Genomic DNA, 15,996 nt, shown 5'->3' with positions numbered 1-15,996 from the left:
GGTCGGGGTCAGTGGGGGCGACGTCAGCTGAGGGCGTCGGCGAGTGCGGACACGACCTGCTGCTGCTGCTCGGACGTGATCTGGGGGTAGAGCGGCAACGACAGGATCCGGTCCGCGGCTTCTTCGGCATGCGGAAAATCCCCGCGACGGTGGCCGAGGTGGGCGAACGCGGGAGTGAGGTGGACCGGGGCCGGGTAGTGCACGCCCGCTCCGATGCCGCCCGCGTTGAGCTTGCCCACGACCGCGTCGCGGTCCACTCCGGCGACACGAATGACGTAGAGGTGCCAGACCGGCACGTTCCCCTCGTCGGTCACCGGCAGTACCACCCGGCCCGCCGACACCAGGTCGGCCAGCAGGGCGTCATAGCGCGCGGCAGCGGCCCGACGGGCCGCGTTGCCCTCGGCCAGCCGCGCCAGCTTGGCCCGCAGCACGACGGCCTGCAGCCCGTCAAGGCGGCTGTTGAACCCGGCCACGTCGTGGCGGTACTTGGCGACGCCGCCGTGGTTGGCCAGTGCCCGTACCAGCCCGGCCAGTTCCTCGTCGTCGGTCAGCACCGCGCCGGCGTCGCCGTAGGCGCCGAGGTTCTTGCCCGGGTAGAAGCTGGTGGCCGCGATCCCGCTGCCGGTGGCGGAGCCACCGGTGGGCGTGCTGCCGGCGGTGCGGCCGGCGCGGGTCGCCCCCTGGCTCTGCGCCGCGTCCTCCACGATCCGCACGCCGGACGGCAGTGCCGCGGCCAGCTCGGCGACGGCGGCGCACTGCCCGTACAGGTGCACCGGGACGACCGCCCGGGTCGCGGCGCCGACGGCGGCCAGCGCCGCCCCCGGGTCCATCAGCAGGGTGTCCGGACTGCAGTCCACCAGGACCGGTCTGGCGCCGGCCCTGGCCACCGCTCCCGCGGTGGCGATGAAGGTGTTGGCCGGCAGCACCACCTCGTCGCCGGCCTTCACGCCGACGGCGCGCAGCGCCAGTTCCAGGGCGTCGGTACCGTTGGCCACGCCGACGCAGTGCGCCACCCCGGCGAACTCGGCGTACTCGCGTTCGAACTCGCGCACCTCGTCACCGCCGATGAAGGCGGTGGCGGCGAGCACCCGTTCGAACCCGGCCCGGACCTCGTCGGCGACCTCGGCATGAGCGGCCTTGAGGTCCACCAGTGGAATCTGCTTCATCGTCCCGTTCTCCCCGTTGACTCGGACGGCCGAAGGCCGCCCTGACTCCCCTGCGACTCCACGGCGTCGGCGATCGGACCTGCCGGTCCGGCCTCCGCCGCCGCCGCGATCCTTTCGGCGGCGATCTTTTCCGCGGCGATCCTTTCGGTGCGGACCTCGTCGAGTGCCGAATCCGGCGCCCTGCGCCGTGCGCGGGCGGGAACGCCGACCCAGGTCTGGCCCGGCGGCACGTCGCCGAGCACCGCGCTGCCCATGCCGACCAGCGACCAGGCACCGACCGTCACGCCCTCCCGGACCAGGGCCCCCGCCCCCAGGTAGGCACCCCGGCTGATCCGTACCGAGCCGCCGAGGCGGACCCCGGAGGCGATCGTGGCGAAGTCCTCCACCACGTCGTCGTGGGTGAGCACGGTGTGCGGCATCACCGCGACATGCGCCCCCACCGTGACCGCCGCCGTCAGCACGGTGTGCGCCAGCAGCACCGAGCCCGGACCGACGGACGAACTGCGCGACACCACCGCGGTGGGGTGCACCACGGTGGCGTAGCGGTGCCGCGGCAGACCCAGCCGGCGCACCAGCCGGGCCCGCGAGGCGTAGTCCCCGGGGCTGCCGACGCAGGCCACCACCTCGACGTCGGACGGCAGCTGGTGTACCAGGTCGCAGCCGCCCAGCACCGGGACGCCGTCCACGGCGCCGCCGTGCAGGGCGGGGTTGTCGTCCAGGTGTCCGAGCAGCACGCGGCGACCGTCGTCGAGGACGGCCTGCGCCGTCTCCCTGGCGAGGCCGCCCGCGCCGAGGATCACCAGGCCGCTCATCCGCCGGCCCGAACGCGGACGACTTCGGCGCGGGCCGCCTGAACCCGCAGTACCTCCACCACCCGGTCCTGCTGGGCCTCCGTCATGGTGTGGAACAGCGGCAGGATCAGCGAGTCGCGGCTGATCCGCTCGGTCACCGGCAGCGGTCCGGCCGGATGCCCCCGGTAGGCGGGCTCCAGGTGCGAGGCCATGATGCCGCGCCGGGCCGACACCCCGGCCTCGGCCAGCACCGCCAGCAGCGCGTCCCGGCCGACCGGGAAGTCCGGGTCCGGCAGCACCCAGTAGGACTGGAAGTTGCCCTGCCCGTACGCCGGGTCGGCGACCGGGGTCAGCCCCGGCACCTCCCGCAGCAGCGCGGTGTACCGCGCCGCCAGCTGCCGGCGCCGGGCCACCACCTCGTCCAGCTTCCCGAGCTGCACCAGGCCGACGGCGGCCTGGATGTCGGTCATCCGGTAGTTGTAGCCGACCTCCAGGTAGCTCTCCAGGACCGGAGTGCTGCTGGCGTGACGCTGCGCGGCCGAGGCGTTCATGCCGTGCTCGCGCAGCCGGCGCAGCCGCTCGGCCCAGCGGGCGTCGTCCAGCGTGAGCATGCCGCCCTCACCGGTGGTGATCACCTTGCGCGGGTGGAAGGACCAGGCGGCGAGCAGCGCGCCCTGCCCGACCGACTTCCCGCCGACGGTCGAGCCGATGGCGCAGGCGGCGTCCTCGACCAGGGGCAGGTCCCAGTCCGCGCAGGCCGCGCGCAGCGCGTCCACGTCGGCGGGCACCCCGCCCTGGTGCACGGCCAGCACCGCCCGGGTGCGCGGGGTGCGCACCGCGTCCACCGTCGCCACCGTCAGGTTGCCGGTGGCGAGTTCGACATCGGCGAAGACCGGCACGGCGCCCAGGTAGCGCACCGCGTTGGCGGTGGCGATGAACGACAGCGACGGCACCACCACCTCGTCACCGGGGCCCAGCTCCAGCGCGATCAGCGCCAGGTGCAGCGCGGTCGTGCAGGAGCTCACCGCGACGGCGTGCTCGGCGCCGACCCGCTCCGCGAAGGCCCGCTCGAACTCCGCGACCCGGGGGCCCTGGGCGACCCAGCCGGAGCGCACCGCGTCCGCCGCGGCCTGGGCCTCCTCCTCGCCCAGCCACGGGATCATCACCGGGATCCGCTCCGGCGCCTGCGCTGCGGCGCTCACGCCTCACGCTCCGCGCGCCACCAGGCCACCAGGTCCCGCAGACCGTCCCGCAGACCGATCTCGGCGGTGAAGCCGAGCCGTTCGGCGGCCCGGCTGGTGTCGGCGAGCCGGCGGGTCACCCCGTTCACCGCGCGGGCCGGACCGTGCACCGGCTCCAGGTCCGAGTCCATCGCCTCCAGCAGGCCGACCGCCAGCTCGCGCAGGCTGGTCTCGGTACCGCTGGCCACGTTGAACACCTGGTCGGTCAGCTCCGACTCGGCCGCCAGCAGGTTCGCTCTGGCGATGTCCCTGACGTCGACGAAGTCCATGGTCTGGGTGCCGTCGCCGAGGATCAGCGGCGGCTCGCCCGACTCGATCCGCTCCATCCAGCGGATCAGCACCTCGGTGTACAGGCCGTGGATGTCCATCCGCGGCCCGTACACGTTGAAGTAGCGCAGCGCCACGTAGTCCAGCCCGTACATGGCGTGGAAGCTGCGCAGCATGCCCTCGTTGAACGCCTTGGCGGCGCCGTAGAAGGTGTCGTTGTGGTACGGGTGGTGCTCCTCGGTGGTGGGGAAGGTGTCGGCGAGGCCGTAGACCGACGCCGAGGACGAGGCGACGACCTTGCCCACCCCGGCCGCGGCCGCCGCCTCCAGCACGTTGAAGGTGCCGTCGACCATCACCTCGTTGGCCAGCCGGGGTTCCTCCGCGCACTGGGTGATCCGGATCGCGGCGAGGTGGAACACCAGCTCAGCGCCGTCGGTGACCTTCCGTACCGTGGCGGCGTCGCGGATGTCGCCCTCGACGACCTCCACGACCCCGCTCCGCAGGGCCCGGGCCAGGTTGGCCGTACGCCCCCGTACGAAGTTGTCGAGCACGACGACCTCGCGTGCCCCCTGGCCGACCAGCAGGTCGACCAGATTGGACCCGATGGTGCCGGCTCCCCCGGTGACCAGGACCCTCTTGCCTCGTACGCTGCTCAACGCTGTTCCCTCACTGAGTAGTTCGTCCGGCCTCGGTTGTCGACCGTGCTTGCGTGGACCGTGCCTGCGTGGACCCCGCCGTGGGTGGTCAGCGGCCCGCTCTGAGGCCGACCACCGCGCCGCGGAACTCCAGGCTCCGGGACGCGGCCTCCAGGACGTCCAGCACCCGCAGGCCGGCCCGGCCGTCGGTGAGCGGGGCCCGGTTGCCGCGGATCGCGCCGGCGAACTCGTCGACCATGCTGCGCAGGGCCTCCTTCTCGCCCAGCGCGGGAGCGACCATGTCGCCGGTCCGGTAGGAGACCAGCATGTCCCGGCGCTCGTCCGCGCCGATCTCCTGCGGCGCGGCCAGGTCCACCCCCCGGTCGAAGACCGCGACCCGCTGCGCCGGGTTCATGTCGTCCCAGATCAGCGTGCGCTTGGCGCCGCCGACCATGGTGGTGCGGACCTTGGTCGGCGACAGCCAGTTGACGTGCACGTGGGCGATCGCGCCGGTGTTGAGCTGGAGCGTCAGATAGGCCACGCAGGCCTGCCCGGCGCCGATCGGGTCGGCGCCGTGCGCGGCGACCGCGACCGGCTCGACGTGGTCGGGAAGGATGAAGTCGAGGATGGAGAGATCGTGCGGGGCCAGGTCCCACAGCACGTCGATGTCCTTCTGGACCAGCCCCAGGTTGATCCGGACCGAGTCCACGAAGTGGATCTCGCCGAGCTCGCCGGACCGGACCAGCTCCCTGATCCTGACCACCGCCGGGGTGTAGCAGAAGGTGTGATCGCACATCAGCGTGAGACCGCGCTGCTCGGCCTCCTCGACCAGCCGGGCGCCGTCGGCGTAGGTGGCCGCCAGCGGCTTCTCCACCAGCACGTGCTTTCCGGCCCGCAGCGCGGCCAGCGCCACGTCCAGGTGCGTACCGGCGGGCGTGGCCACCGCGACGGCGTCCACCGACGGGTCGGCCAGCACCGCCGCCAGGTCGGCGGTCGCCTGGACGGTGGAGTAGCCGCCCAGCACCCGCTCGGCCCGGCTCACGTCCAGGTCGCACAGCCAGCGCAGCCGGAACTCCGGACTGGCCTGGAAGTTGCGGACCAGGTTCGGGCCCCAGTATCCGGCGCCGACGACCGCGACACCCAGCGGCTCCGTCACAGTGCTCTCCCTCTGACCCTTGAAGTCATTGCCGTCGAAGTCATTACCGTCACGGCCGTTGACACTGCTGCTGCCGTCGTTCACGCCGCCGCCGCTGCGGGCGCGCCTGTTTGACGTCATGTCAGTACGCCCCCGTCCCGCGCACCACGGCCGGTGCCGTGCGCATCAGGATGGAGAGGTCCAGGCCCACCGACCAGTTGTCCACATAGCCGAGGTCCAGCCGGACCGCCTCGTCCCAGGGCAGGTCCGAGCGGCCGCTGACCTGCCACAGCCCGGTCAGTCCCGGCTTGACCAGCAGCCGGCGCTTGACCTCCTGGGTGTAGGCCTCCACCTCCTCGGGCAGCGAGGGGCGCGGACCGACCAGCGACATCCGGCCGCCGGCCACGTTGAGCAACTGCGGCAGCTCGTCCAGCGAGTAGCGGCGCAGCGCCGAGCCCACCCGGGTCACCCGGGGGTCCTTCTTCACCTTGAACAGCAGTCCGTCGCTGTTCTCGTTGAGGTGCGCCAGTTCCTCGCGGAACGCCTCGGCGTCCTCGCGCATGGTGCGGAACTTGTACATGGTGAAGTGGTCGCCGTAGCGGCCCACCCGGCGCTGGCGGAAGAACACCGGGCCCGCGCTGTCCAGCCGGACCATCAGCGCCACCGCGAGCAGCAGCGGCGCCAGCAGCAGCAGCAGCGCCGTGGCCAGCGACCGGTCCAGCAGTTCCTTGGGCAGTCTCGGCAGCCGCGACAGTCTCGGCGCCCGGACGTACATCAGCGGCACGCCGTTCACCGGCCGGGTGACCAGCCGGGACGCGTCCATGTCGGCCAGTACCGGGGCCACCAGGAAGTCCGCGGCCTGGGCGGCGGCGATCCAGGAGAGCCGGCGCAGTACCGAGGCGTCGATCTCCGGTGCGGGCAGCACCAGCACGGCGGTGCTGCCGGTGGCGCGGACCACTCCCGACACGTCGCCGAGGCCGCCGCGGACCGTCACGCCCAACTCGCTGACCAGCGGCGCGTTCACCGGGTCGGTCAGGCAGACGCCGGCCACCCGCAGGTCCTGGGCTCCGCCGCGGTTCAGCACCGCCAGCAGTTCCACCACGCTGCGCGAGGGGCCGACCAGCACCGTGCCGTTCCGGTCGCGGCCTCTGGACCAGCGGCGGTGCAGCCGGTGCCGCAGCACCCAGCGGGCGGCCAGGGCGATCACGGCGGCGGGTGCCGCCGCCATCATCATGTCGTGCAGCAGTTCCGAGTCATGGACGAGCCACAGGTAGGCGAGCGCGGCCAGGGCGGGCAGCGCGAGGGCGCCGCGTAACACCCGCCGGTACTCCTCGGTCCCCAGACCCAGGGCGCTGCGGTCGTACGCCCGGTACGCGCACATGGCGGCGATCCAGGCGGGCGGCAGCCCCAGTGCCACGGCCCAGCGCCCGTAGGCACCATGCACCACGCTTGCGGCCACCACGGCGGCCAGGCCGTCGGTGACCAGCAGGATCACCCGGTACTTACGTTCCCAGGCTCGTCGGCGGACTCCTAAGTTTCGGTGTTCCACGACCTGACGCTCATGCGTGACCGGCTCAACGGCCATGCGACCCCCCACCAAGGTGCTCGACGCACTCCGCCGCGACCTCCGGCCCTCCCCGTGTCCGCCCAGCCGGAATCCAGCGGGGAGGGGTGGGGGGTGCGGGCTCGGCGGTGTCGGCGCGAGTACATGGCTCGTACACCTGATCGAGCACAGGTCAACGGCCGCGCGTTACCCCCCGCAGCCGCCACCCGGCACCGACCCGGATTGACGTGTACTGGCGGACTCACGCATCCGACGGGAGCCCGGTGGAGCCTGTAGCAGTTCTCAGCTCATCCCAAGGGTCCCAGTCGTTGGACAACGACCGCTTCCGTACCGATGACCAATCGGTACACCTGGGCGAACAAACCGCTGTACTTGCGTTTCTCTTGTTGTTACCGGGTGTCGGCTCTGATCGGCAGGGTGTCTCCCCACCTCGACCGGGCCGACGGCGTTCAATCTAGACCACTCTGCTCAACCGGGGGAACAGTTGGACAAATACTCAGACTCATCCCTACGTCTAGGGTCATACTGCCCAGGTGACGAGCATTGTGATCCCGGCCCACAACGAAGGACGCGTCCTCGGCCGAACCCTGGACGCGGTGCTGGGAAGCGCTCCTGACGGACCGTCCACGGACGGTTTCGACGTCCTGGTGGTGTGCAACGGCTGCACCGACGACACCGCGGAGACGGCCCGTCGCCGGGGGGTGCGGGTGCTGGAACTGCCGGAGCCCTCGAAGCACGCGGCACTGCGGGCCGGTGACGAGCTGGCCCACGGATTCCCCCGGGTCTACCTGGACGCGGACGTGGTGATCAGCGGCGCCGACCTGCGGACCCTGACCGGGGCCCTCGGTGACGGGGTGCTGGCCGCCGCGCCCGGACGGGACCTGCCGCTGGACGACTGCGACTGGCGGGTCCGGGCGTACTACCGGGTCTGGCAGCGGCTTCCGGCCGTCCGGGCCGGTCTGTTCGGCCGGGGTGTGATCGCGGTGTCCGAGGAGGGGCAGCGCCGGCTCGCCGCGCTGCCCCCGCTGATGGCCGACGACCTGGCGGCCTCACTGGCCTTCGGCCCGGACGAGCGGAAGGTGGTCGAGCTGGCCCGGGTCACCGTCCATCCGCCGCGCACCTGGCCGGATCTGATCCGTCGTCGGGTCCGGGCGGACACCTCCTCGACCCAGCTGGAGCGCCACCAGCGCCAGGCCGCGGCCGACGGCGCGCAGCCCGCGGCCCACCCCACCGCCCGTACCAGCAAGGCGGATCTGCTCGCCCTGATGCGCGCCGAACCGGCGCTGATGGCCTCGGTACCGGTGTTCGCCGCCGCGGCGGTCATCGCCCGGCGCCGATCCCGGGAGGCCGTCCGGGTCGGGGACTTCGGCACCTGGCTGCGGGACGAGAGCAGCAGGCAGGCGTGATCCGGCCGATCGGCGTCCTGTCCTGCGCTGTCCTGTCCTCCCCCGTCCGGTCCTACCGTGGGAGCCGCTGACATGTACCTCGCGGACCGCTCCGCCCCCGGCGGGACGACCCCGGTGACGACGGGCACCGGTGCCAGAGCGGCCCGGGTGATCGGCACGACCGTGATCGCGCTGGGCGCGGTCAGCCTGATCACCGACGTCTCCTCGGAGATGGTCACCGCCGTGCTGCCGCTCTACCTGGTGGCCGGGCTCGGACTCAGCCCGCTCGGCTTCGGCGTGCTGGACGGCGTCTACAACGGCGTCAGCGCGCTGGTCCAGCTGCTCGGCGGGCACCTGGCCGACCGGGCCCGGAACCACAAGCTGGTCGCCGGGCTCGGCTACGGCCTGTCCGCGCTCTGCAAGCCACTGCTGCTGCTGGCCCACAGTCTCGGCCCGCTGGGCGCGGTGCTGGCCCTGGACCGCACCGGCAAGGGCCTGCGCACCGCGCCCAGGGACGCGCTGATCTCGCTGTCCACCTCCGCCGAGCACCGGGGCCGGGCGTTCGGCGTGCACCGGGCGATGGACACCGCCGGCGCGGTGCTGGGACCGGTGTCCGCCTTCCTGATCCTGCGCGCGGCGACCGGCGGCTACGACGCCGTCTTCGGCGTCAGCGCCTGCGTCGCCGCGCTGGGCGTGCTGGTGCTGGTGCTGTTCGTCCCGAGCCGACCGCGCGGCCCGGCGGGCCCCCGGCCCGGCGCCGCGCGCGGACGGGTGGATCTGCGCGAGGCGCTGTCGCTGCTGCGGCTCCCCCGGCTGCGCGCCCTGGCCGGCTGCGCCACCCTGCTCGGCCTGACCACCGTCAGCGACGCGTTCGTCTACCTGCTGCTGCAGCGCCGGGTCGGCGTCGGCGAGCAGTGGTTCCCGCTGCTGCCGCTCGGCACCGCCGTGATGTTCCTGCTGCTGGCCGTTCCGCTCGGCGCGCTGGCCGACCGCGTCGGGCGGCGCGCGGTGTTCCTGGCCGGCCACGTCGGCCTGCTCACCGCCTACGCCCTGCTGCTGTGGACGCCCGCCACCCTGGCCCTCCCCTACCTGGTGCTGGCCCTGCACGGCACCTTCTACGCGGCCACCGACGGCGTCCTGCCCGCGGCGGTCGCCGACGTCGTGCCCGAGCGGCTGCGCGCCAGCGGCCTCGCCCTGATCGGCACCGGCCAGGCGCTGGCCCGGTTCTGCTGCTCACTGGCCTTCGGCGCGGCCTGGACCGCCTGGGGCGACGGGCCCGCCCTGGCCGGCGCCGCGATCGGACTGCTCTGCTGCGCCGCCGTCGCCGGCGTGGTGCTGCGTCCCGCCCCCGCCCGATGACACCCGACCCGTCCCCACGCACCCGACGTACCCGGCTCCCCGGACGACCCGGCACACCCCGCACCACGAGGACCCCGATGACACCCCTGCGCCGCCTGCTGATCCTCACCGTCGCGGTACTGCTCTGCGCCGGTGCGGGCACCGCCATGGTCCTGCACGCCGCCTCCCGGGCCGCCGACCGGGCCAGGCCCCGGGCGGGCGGACCGGCGGTCACCGCCGGGACGGTGACCCTCGGTCAGCACGGACAGCTGGACTTCCTCAGCCAGACCCCCGGGCCGCACCTGGACGCGATCGTCAGCGTCCCGGCCGCCGACGCCCCGGCCGACCCCGGCACGGCACGCACCGCCTCCGACGTGAGCTGCCTGCGCTTCTACGCCGCCGCCGGGACCGGCGTCTGCCTCCAGTCCGCTCCCGGCGCCCTGACCCAGACCAACCGCGCGCTGATCCTGGACGCCAGGCTGCACACGCTGCGCAGCTTCCCGCTGGCGGGCACCCCCAGCCGGGCCCGGGTCTCGCCCAGCGGCCACCTGGCCGCCTGGACCGTCTTCGTCGGCGGCGAGTCCTACGGCGCGGCCTTCTTCTCCACCCGCACCTCCATCCTGGACACCCGCACCTGGCAACTGACGCCCAGTCTGGAGACCTTCGCCATCACCCTGGACGGGCACGGCTACCGGGCCGCCGACACCAACTTCTGGGGTGTCTCCTTCGCCGCCGACGACGACACCTTCTACGCCACCCTGGGCACCGGCGGCCGCACCTACCTGGTCCGCGGCTCGCTCTCGCGGCGCACCGTCACCACCCTGGTGCAGAACGTCGAATGCCCCTCGCTCTCCCCCGACGGCACCCGCATCGCCTTCAAGAAGCGGGTGCTCCCGGGCGCCGCGTTGTGGCACGAGTACGTCCTCGACCTCGGCACCCTTCAGGAGACCCCGCTGGCCGAACACCGCAGCGTGGACGACCAGGCCACCTGGCTCGACAACAGCACCGTCGCCTACTCCCTCCCCAGCAACGGCAGCGTCAGCGGATCCGACCTGTGGACGGTCCCCGCCGACGGCACCGGCACCCCGCACCTGCTGCTCCCCGGCGCCTTCTCCCCCGCCCCGCAGTAGGCGGTCCTCCCGGGGCATCAGCCTTCCGCGCCTGCCGGGATGAGGTGGCGTCAGCTGCCGATCGGGGGCCCGGACGTCCCGGGCAGGTCCGCGAAGGGGTCGATCCGGTCCGCATAGCGGCCGTGCCCGGCGACCGCCATGCCCTGCGAGTACTCGATGCCCGCCGAGGCCAGTGCGTCGGCGAGGGACCGCGAGGGAGCCAGCACCGCCCGGTAGTCCGGCTCCGGCATCCGCACCAGCTGCGGCAACCGCGGCAGCCCCGGCCGCGCCGCCGATGCCGCGGCGTCGACGCGGGCCTCGACCTCGCCCCAGTAACCGGCCATCTTCGCCCCGCCCAGCACCGCCGTGCAGGCCAGCGGCGCGAGCAGGGCCAGGTTGGTCGGGTTGTCGAAGACGAAGGCGTCCGCGCGGCCGTCCGCCGCCGCCAGCCTGCCGTCCGGCTCCAGCCTCCGGGCCTGGGTGGCCGAGGCCAGCAGCGCCTCGGCCCAGGGCCCGTGGGCCGAGGCGCCAGGCCGCTCGGCGATCCCCCGGACGTACTCGACCAGCAGGTCGAGCGGCAGGTAGAGGGTGCCCCCGGCGCCGTGCAGTCCGGCCGCGCGCTCCACCGTCGCGGTCAGCAGCAGGTGCGACACGGCGCGGTCGGCCCCGTGCCGGGCCAGCTCAGCCGCCTCCCGGTCGGCACCGTGCGCGGACGGCGGCACCGTCTCCAACGGCGGCAGGCTCGCCACCACCACATGCTTGTTCTTCTTGTTGCGGGTGAACAGCGTCTCCCGGGTCAGCGCACCGTCCCGGTCCAGGTACCACCAGGCGTAGGGCCGCCAGCCCAGGTCGGAGAAGTTGACGTGGGTCAGCGCCACCCGGAGATGGAACAGGTCCGGGTCGACGGTCTGCAGGTGCCGGGCGTACCAGCCGACTCCGGCGCGCGGGAAGAAGACGTTGGGGCTGGCGTGCGGCAGCGTCACCACCACCCGGCGCGCGGCGGCGAACCGGTCCAGCCCGGCGTCGTCCAGCCCCAGCACGGCGAGGCCGTCCCGGAAGGCGTCGTCCCCGGCCGAGGGCAGCAACTCCCGGCGCCGGGAGCGCAGCCAGTCGCAGAGGCCGGCACGAAGCTCCGACCCGACGGCGGTGCCCTGACCCGTCGCCATCAGGCCGTCCCCACGGCGGGAGCGCGCAGGCTCTGCCCGAACAGCAACCAGCCGATCCAGAACGCGGCCAGCACCCCGGCCAGCACCACCGAGGCGGTGCTCAGCCCGAAGACCTCGATCAGCGTGCCGGCGGCCAGCGAGAACGAGGCCTTGGCCAGCGAGGCGACCACGTTGCGGGCCACCGCGAACTGTCCGATCTCCTGCGGCCTGGGCAGCTGGTTGGTCAGCACCTGCATGCAGATCACATGGGCGGTGATGGTCACCGTGATCAGGAAGCTGAGCAGGCCGGCCGGATAGCGGCTCGGCAGCGTCGCCAGCAGCAGGGCCAGCGCCGCGGTCGCGGGCAGCGCCCAGCCCATCACCTGACCCGCCGTCACCAGGTTCGCCGAGAGCAGCAGGCTGGCGGTGATGCTGCCGCCGATCGCGACGATGCCCAGAATCGCGTAGTAGGACGGCTGGTCCGGGGCGACCTGCCTGGACAGCGGCACCAGCAGGATCGCGATGAACTGCAGCGCACCGCTGCTGGGTACGGAGAACACCAGCACGGACACCAGCGCGCTGCTCCAGCGGATCTTCCCGACCGCCCCACCGCGCACGGCCCGTTCCGGCTCCGCACCGCCCGCCACGCGCACGGCCGTTCCCGCGGCGAGCCGTCCGTCCCCCTCATCCCGGTAGTCGCCGACGCCCGCGCCGTCCCTGGCCGCGCACTCGGCGGCCTCGGCGCCCCTGGTGCCGAGCGCCAGCGAGCCCGCGCTCGCCGCGTAGGCGACCGCGGCGCAGAGCAGCCCGGCGGCGATCCAGCCCTGGGTGAGCACCAGGCCGGCCAGCCCGGCCCCGGCCACCTGGCCGATCAGCGAGACCGAGGAGGAGGTCTTCAGCAGCTGCGCCGCGTCCTGGTCCGCGAAGGCCAGCCGGATCAGCCGGTTCAGCGCGGCCTTGTTGAGCATCTTCGCCAGCGACAGCACCACCTGGACCACACCGATCACGGTGAGCACCAGCGCCACCGCGTGCCCGGCCGCCAGCTGCTGCACCCCGAGCACGGTGGAGGTGCAGGCCAGGGTCAGGTTGGTGCTCCGGGCGATCCGGTCGGCCCGGCCCCGGTCCGCGATCCGTTTGAACAGCAGCCCGATGACGGCGGCCGGCAGATAGCCGAGCATCACCATCACGCTCACCAGGAAGGCGTTGTGGCTCAGGTCGTAGACCAGCCACAGCAGCACGATTCCCTGGCAGCCCTCGGCCAGCGATCCGAACAGGAAGTACAGCAGGAACAGCAGCGTGCGGGACCGCCGGGTGCTGACGGCGGCCGGCAGCGTCTCGGTCACCACGTCCGTACCCGTCCTTCCCTTCGGGTGCAGAGCGCGTGCAGGTCGGTGAAGGTCTGCCGGGCGCCGGCCGCGCTCTCCCGGTCGAAGAACACCAGGTGGGTGAAGGCACTGGTACTGCCGTCCTTGGCGGCCTGCCGGACCTTGGAGCTGCCCGGCGAGACCGAGACCACGCCCGGCAGTTCGAGGATCTGCGCGTCGGAGAGGGTACGGCCGCGCAACGCGTGGATGGACACCCCGATCACCCCCCGGTGCCGGCTCCCGCTGTTCGGGTCCAGGGCGCTGTTCGGGTCCGTCCCTGTATTCGGGTCCGGCGCGGCGTCCAGCCCCGACGGCAGGCCGATCTGGGTACGGAGGTGCTCCTCCCACAGGTTGACGCCGTAGAAGCGGCCGATCGACTCGGCCACCCCGCCCCCGGCCGGACGCAGCCCGATCTCGCCGAACAGCAGTTCGCCGCCCGACTCGAACAGTTCCAGGTGGAACACGAAGTCGGTGGCGTCCACCGCGCCCACCAGTTTCCGCGCCGCGGCCACCGCGGCCTCCCGGCGCCGGTCGCCCGGGGCGAGGTGGTAGCTGGCGCAGTTGCCGCCGATGGTCCGCAGCAGCGGCTCGCTGTAGACGGAGGGCTGCACGAAGCGCAGTTCGCCGTCCCGCACCACGCCGTCGCAGTGCAGTTCGCAGTCGACGTCGACCGCCTCCTCCACCAGGTAGAGCGAGTCGGCGGTGCCGAGGAACCTCAGCGCCTCGGCCGTCTCCAGCATCCGCACGCCCCGGCCGGCCGAGCCGGACAGCGGCTTGATCACCACCCGCGGCGGCACCGGGCCGTGCTCCGCGAGCTCCAGGAAGTCCCCGGCCAGCCAGAACGCGGCGGTCGGCAGGACGTCGCCCAGGGTCTGCTTCATCCGGGCCTTGTTGGTGGCCCGCACCGCCTGGTCGTAGCTCAGCCCGGGCAGGCCGTAGCGGGTGCGCAGGAAGCCCCCGAAGGCGAGGTCCTGCTCGGAGGTGGCGACCGCGTAGGAGAACGGGGTGTGCGCCATCACCGAGTCCACCACCGCGAGGGTGTCGCCGTCCGGCGCGAACGCCCGCACCGCGCGGGCGCCGAGGACCGGGGAGCGCGACTCGACCAGGTCGATGAAGTCGACCTCGGTTCTGAACCTGACCCGGGCCCGCTCGAACAGCGGCTTCTCGGTCCGCAGGACCAGGGCGCGCGGGCTACGCATCAGCGGACCCGGTAGAGCCGGACCCGGTGGAGCCGAATCTGTTGGAGCTGACGAGGTCGGCTATCAGCCGGGTCAGCCGTTCCCCGTCGGGCGCGGCCACCACGGCGTGTCCGACCCGGCCGTAGATGCGCTCCCGGACGTCGTCCCCGTCCGGGAAGTCCAGCTCGACGATCGGGAAGCGCTGCTCGAAGTCGGCCCGGGTCAGTGGCACGCCCTCGAACCGGCGCAGGTAGACGAAGCCGTAGTACTGCTCCGGCGACGCCGGTCGCCCCGCCGGTTCCAGCAGCGGCTGCAGCGGCTCGCCGAGCGCGACGGCCGCCACCGCCTCGTACAGGTTGATGCCGTAGGTCAGTTCGACCACCTCGGGGACGTGCGCGCCGGCCAGCCGCAGCCCGCACTCGCTGAACACCAGCGCGTCCTGGCCGTCGTCGAAGGCCTCCAGGTGGAACACGCAGTCCGGGGTGCCGAGCGCGCCCAGGCTCTCCGCCAGCAGTTCCCCGGCCCGCCGGAAGAGCTCCGGGTGCTCCTCGCGGGACAGCGTCTGGTCGGCCAGGACGCCACCGGAGTTCCAGGCGATCGGGGACTCGTGGTAGCCGCCGATCGAGAACCAGCGGACCCGGCCCCCGGCCCAGACGCCGTCGGCGTGGATCTCCCTGCCGGTCATGAACGACTCCGCGACCAGCGAGGCGCCGGTCAGCGGCGGGTTCTCCTTGAGATAGCGGCGGAACTCCTCCTCGGTGCCGACCCGCACGGTCCGCACCGAGCCCGCGCCGTTCGAGGGCTTCACGATGAACGGCGTCCCCAGCTCGCCCGCCACCTCCTCGAACGAGCTGTCCGCGGCGAGATACCGGCATCGGGCCCGGCGCACGGTCTCCGGGAGCGCGGTCTTCTGCAGGTACTTGTCCCGGAACCTGAGCGCCGTCGCCGGGCTGCCGCCGACGGAGACGCCGAAGTGCTCCCGCACCAACTCGGCGCTGAACACCGCCTCCTCGTGCGTGGTGACCACGCCGACCACGTCCCGCAGCTCGGCGGCCAGCACCGCGCGCAGCACCTCCTGCGCGTCCTCCAGACCGGCCACCAACCGGTAGGGCCGGTCCTCCAGCGCGCTCTTGACCTTGGCCACGACATGGAACACGTCCAGGCCGCGCCGGGCGAGTGCCCGGTCGAGGCCCTTGCGGTAGCCGAGTACGACCACGGTGCCCATCACTAAGCTCCCATCGACAGTTGGTACAGGTCGTGTTCACCGGTGGGGAACGGTTCGAGGTAGCGGTAGCCGTGCCGGACGAAGAAGTCGACGTTGCCGGTCAGGCTGCGGCGCAGGGCGATCCGCACGGTGCGGTGCCCGGCCGAGCGGGCCCGCACCGCGACCTCGTCCAGCAGCGCCCCGGCGTGGCCCCGGCGCCGGGACTCCGCCCGGGTGGCCAGGAAGCAGAGGGTGTACCAGTCGCCGTCCGGGTAGTGCTTGACGCAGCCGGTGACCTGGTCCGCCTCCCGGGCCACCAGCCAGGTGGCCAGCTCCGCGGCGACCGAGTCGGCGTTCTCCCGCAGCGCGGTCGGCCTGAACCGGGCCGCGAACGGCCAGTACGCGCCGTCCAGCACCGCCAGGATCGCGGCCACGTCAGCGCCCCCGGCCGCGCCGACACTCGGCGGCGTCACC

General features: G+C 73.2%; 14 protein-coding genes. 3 read left to right on the top strand and 11 right to left on the bottom strand.

The features are described 5' to 3' along the window. Positions 1 to 23 precede the first annotated feature (23 nt). The 6 genes from ABH925_RS07360 to ABH925_RS07335 form a co-directional block, all read right to left on the bottom strand. Positions 24 to 1,166 carry a DegT/DnrJ/EryC1/StrS family aminotransferase gene (locus ABH925_RS07360; protein ID WP_370146248.1) on the bottom strand — a complete coding sequence of 381 codons (1,143 nt, stop codon included), beginning with the start codon at positions 1,164 to 1,166 and terminating at the stop codon, positions 24 to 26. Then, positions 1,163 to 1,978, bottom strand: coding sequence for an acetyltransferase (locus tag ABH925_RS07355; protein WP_370146247.1), 816 nt, complete (start codon positions 1,976 to 1,978; stop codon positions 1,163 to 1,165). The genes ABH925_RS07360 and ABH925_RS07355 overlap by 4 nt, the downstream gene beginning before the upstream one ends. Continuing rightward, on the bottom strand, positions 1,975 to 3,159 hold the full coding sequence (locus ABH925_RS07350; RefSeq protein ID WP_370146246.1) for a DegT/DnrJ/EryC1/StrS family aminotransferase: 1,185 nt from the start codon (positions 3,157 to 3,159) through the stop codon (positions 1,975 to 1,977). Before ABH925_RS07350 ends, ABH925_RS07355 begins: the two co-directional genes overlap by 4 nt. Further along, positions 3,156 to 4,121, bottom strand: a complete 966-nt coding sequence (locus tag ABH925_RS07345) for an NAD-dependent epimerase/dehydratase family protein (protein ID WP_370146244.1) — start codon at positions 4,119 to 4,121, stop codon at positions 3,156 to 3,158. Before ABH925_RS07345 ends, ABH925_RS07350 begins: the two co-directional genes overlap by 4 nt. A gap of 88 nt (positions 4,122 to 4,209) precedes the next feature. Next, complete coding sequence (locus ABH925_RS07340; protein WP_370146243.1) at positions 4,210 to 5,256, bottom strand: Gfo/Idh/MocA family protein; 1,047 nt, start codon at positions 5,254 to 5,256, stop codon at positions 4,210 to 4,212. A 121-nt stretch (positions 5,257 to 5,377) separates the two neighbouring features. Beyond that, complete coding sequence (locus ABH925_RS07335; protein ID WP_370146242.1) at positions 5,378 to 6,784, bottom strand: exopolysaccharide biosynthesis polyprenyl glycosylphosphotransferase; 1,407 nt, start codon at positions 6,782 to 6,784, stop codon at positions 5,378 to 5,380. Between the two features lie 548 nt (positions 6,785 to 7,332). Here ABH925_RS07335 and ABH925_RS07330 point away from each other — a divergent pair. The 3 genes from ABH925_RS07330 (at position 7,333) to ABH925_RS07320 (ending at position 10,652) form a co-directional block, all read left to right on the top strand. After that, positions 7,333 to 8,205, top strand: a complete 873-nt coding sequence (locus ABH925_RS07330; RefSeq protein ID WP_370146240.1) for a glycosyltransferase — start codon at positions 7,333 to 7,335, stop codon at positions 8,203 to 8,205. Between the two features lie 72 nt (positions 8,206 to 8,277). Beyond that, positions 8,278 to 9,543, top strand: a complete 1,266-nt coding sequence (locus tag ABH925_RS07325; protein WP_370146376.1) for an MFS transporter — start codon at positions 8,278 to 8,280, stop codon at positions 9,541 to 9,543. Positions 9,544 to 9,620: 77 nt separating this feature from the next. Beyond that, the gene (locus ABH925_RS07320) at positions 9,621 to 10,652 is read left to right on the top strand and encodes a TolB family protein (RefSeq protein ID WP_370146239.1); all 1,032 of its coding nucleotides are present in this window, start codon (positions 9,621 to 9,623) and stop codon (positions 10,650 to 10,652) included. Positions 10,653 to 10,702: 50 nt separating this feature from the next. On the opposite strand, the gene ABH925_RS07315 is transcribed toward ABH925_RS07320, so the two are convergent. The 5 genes from ABH925_RS07315 to ABH925_RS07295 are packed head-to-tail and all read right to left on the bottom strand — an operon-like array spanning position 10,703 to position 15,995. After that, complete coding sequence (locus tag ABH925_RS07315) at positions 10,703 to 11,797, bottom strand: hypothetical protein (protein ID WP_370146238.1); 1,095 nt, start codon at positions 11,795 to 11,797, stop codon at positions 10,703 to 10,705. Continuing rightward, the gene (locus ABH925_RS07310) at positions 11,797 to 13,122 is read right to left on the bottom strand and encodes an MFS transporter (protein WP_370146237.1); all 1,326 of its coding nucleotides are present in this window, start codon (positions 13,120 to 13,122) and stop codon (positions 11,797 to 11,799) included. Before ABH925_RS07310 ends, ABH925_RS07315 begins: the two co-directional genes overlap by 1 nt. Next, positions 13,116 to 14,339 carry an acetyl-CoA carboxylase biotin carboxylase subunit family protein gene (locus ABH925_RS07305; RefSeq protein WP_370146235.1) on the bottom strand — a complete coding sequence of 408 codons (1,224 nt, stop codon included), beginning with the start codon at positions 14,337 to 14,339 and terminating at the stop codon, positions 13,116 to 13,118. The genes ABH925_RS07310 and ABH925_RS07305 overlap by 7 nt, the downstream gene beginning before the upstream one ends. Further along, positions 14,332 to 15,543: an acetyl-CoA carboxylase biotin carboxylase subunit family protein gene (locus ABH925_RS07300; RefSeq protein WP_370146233.1), complete on the bottom strand. Its 1,212-nt coding sequence runs from the start codon at positions 15,541 to 15,543 to the stop codon at positions 14,332 to 14,334. Before ABH925_RS07300 ends, ABH925_RS07305 begins: the two co-directional genes overlap by 8 nt. Before the next feature lie 2 nt (positions 15,544 to 15,545). Then, entirely contained in the window at positions 15,546 to 15,995 is a 450-nt protein-coding gene (locus ABH925_RS07295) for a GNAT family N-acetyltransferase (RefSeq protein WP_370146232.1), read from the bottom strand. Position 15,996: the final 1 nt, after the last annotated feature.

It is taken from the genome of Streptacidiphilus sp. EB129, from assembly GCF_041262645.1.
GTDB lineage: Bacteria > Actinomycetota > Actinomycetes > Streptomycetales > Streptomycetaceae > Streptacidiphilus.
Note: the sequence above shows the minus strand (reverse complement) of the source record. Positions and strands in the feature narration are given on the sequence as shown.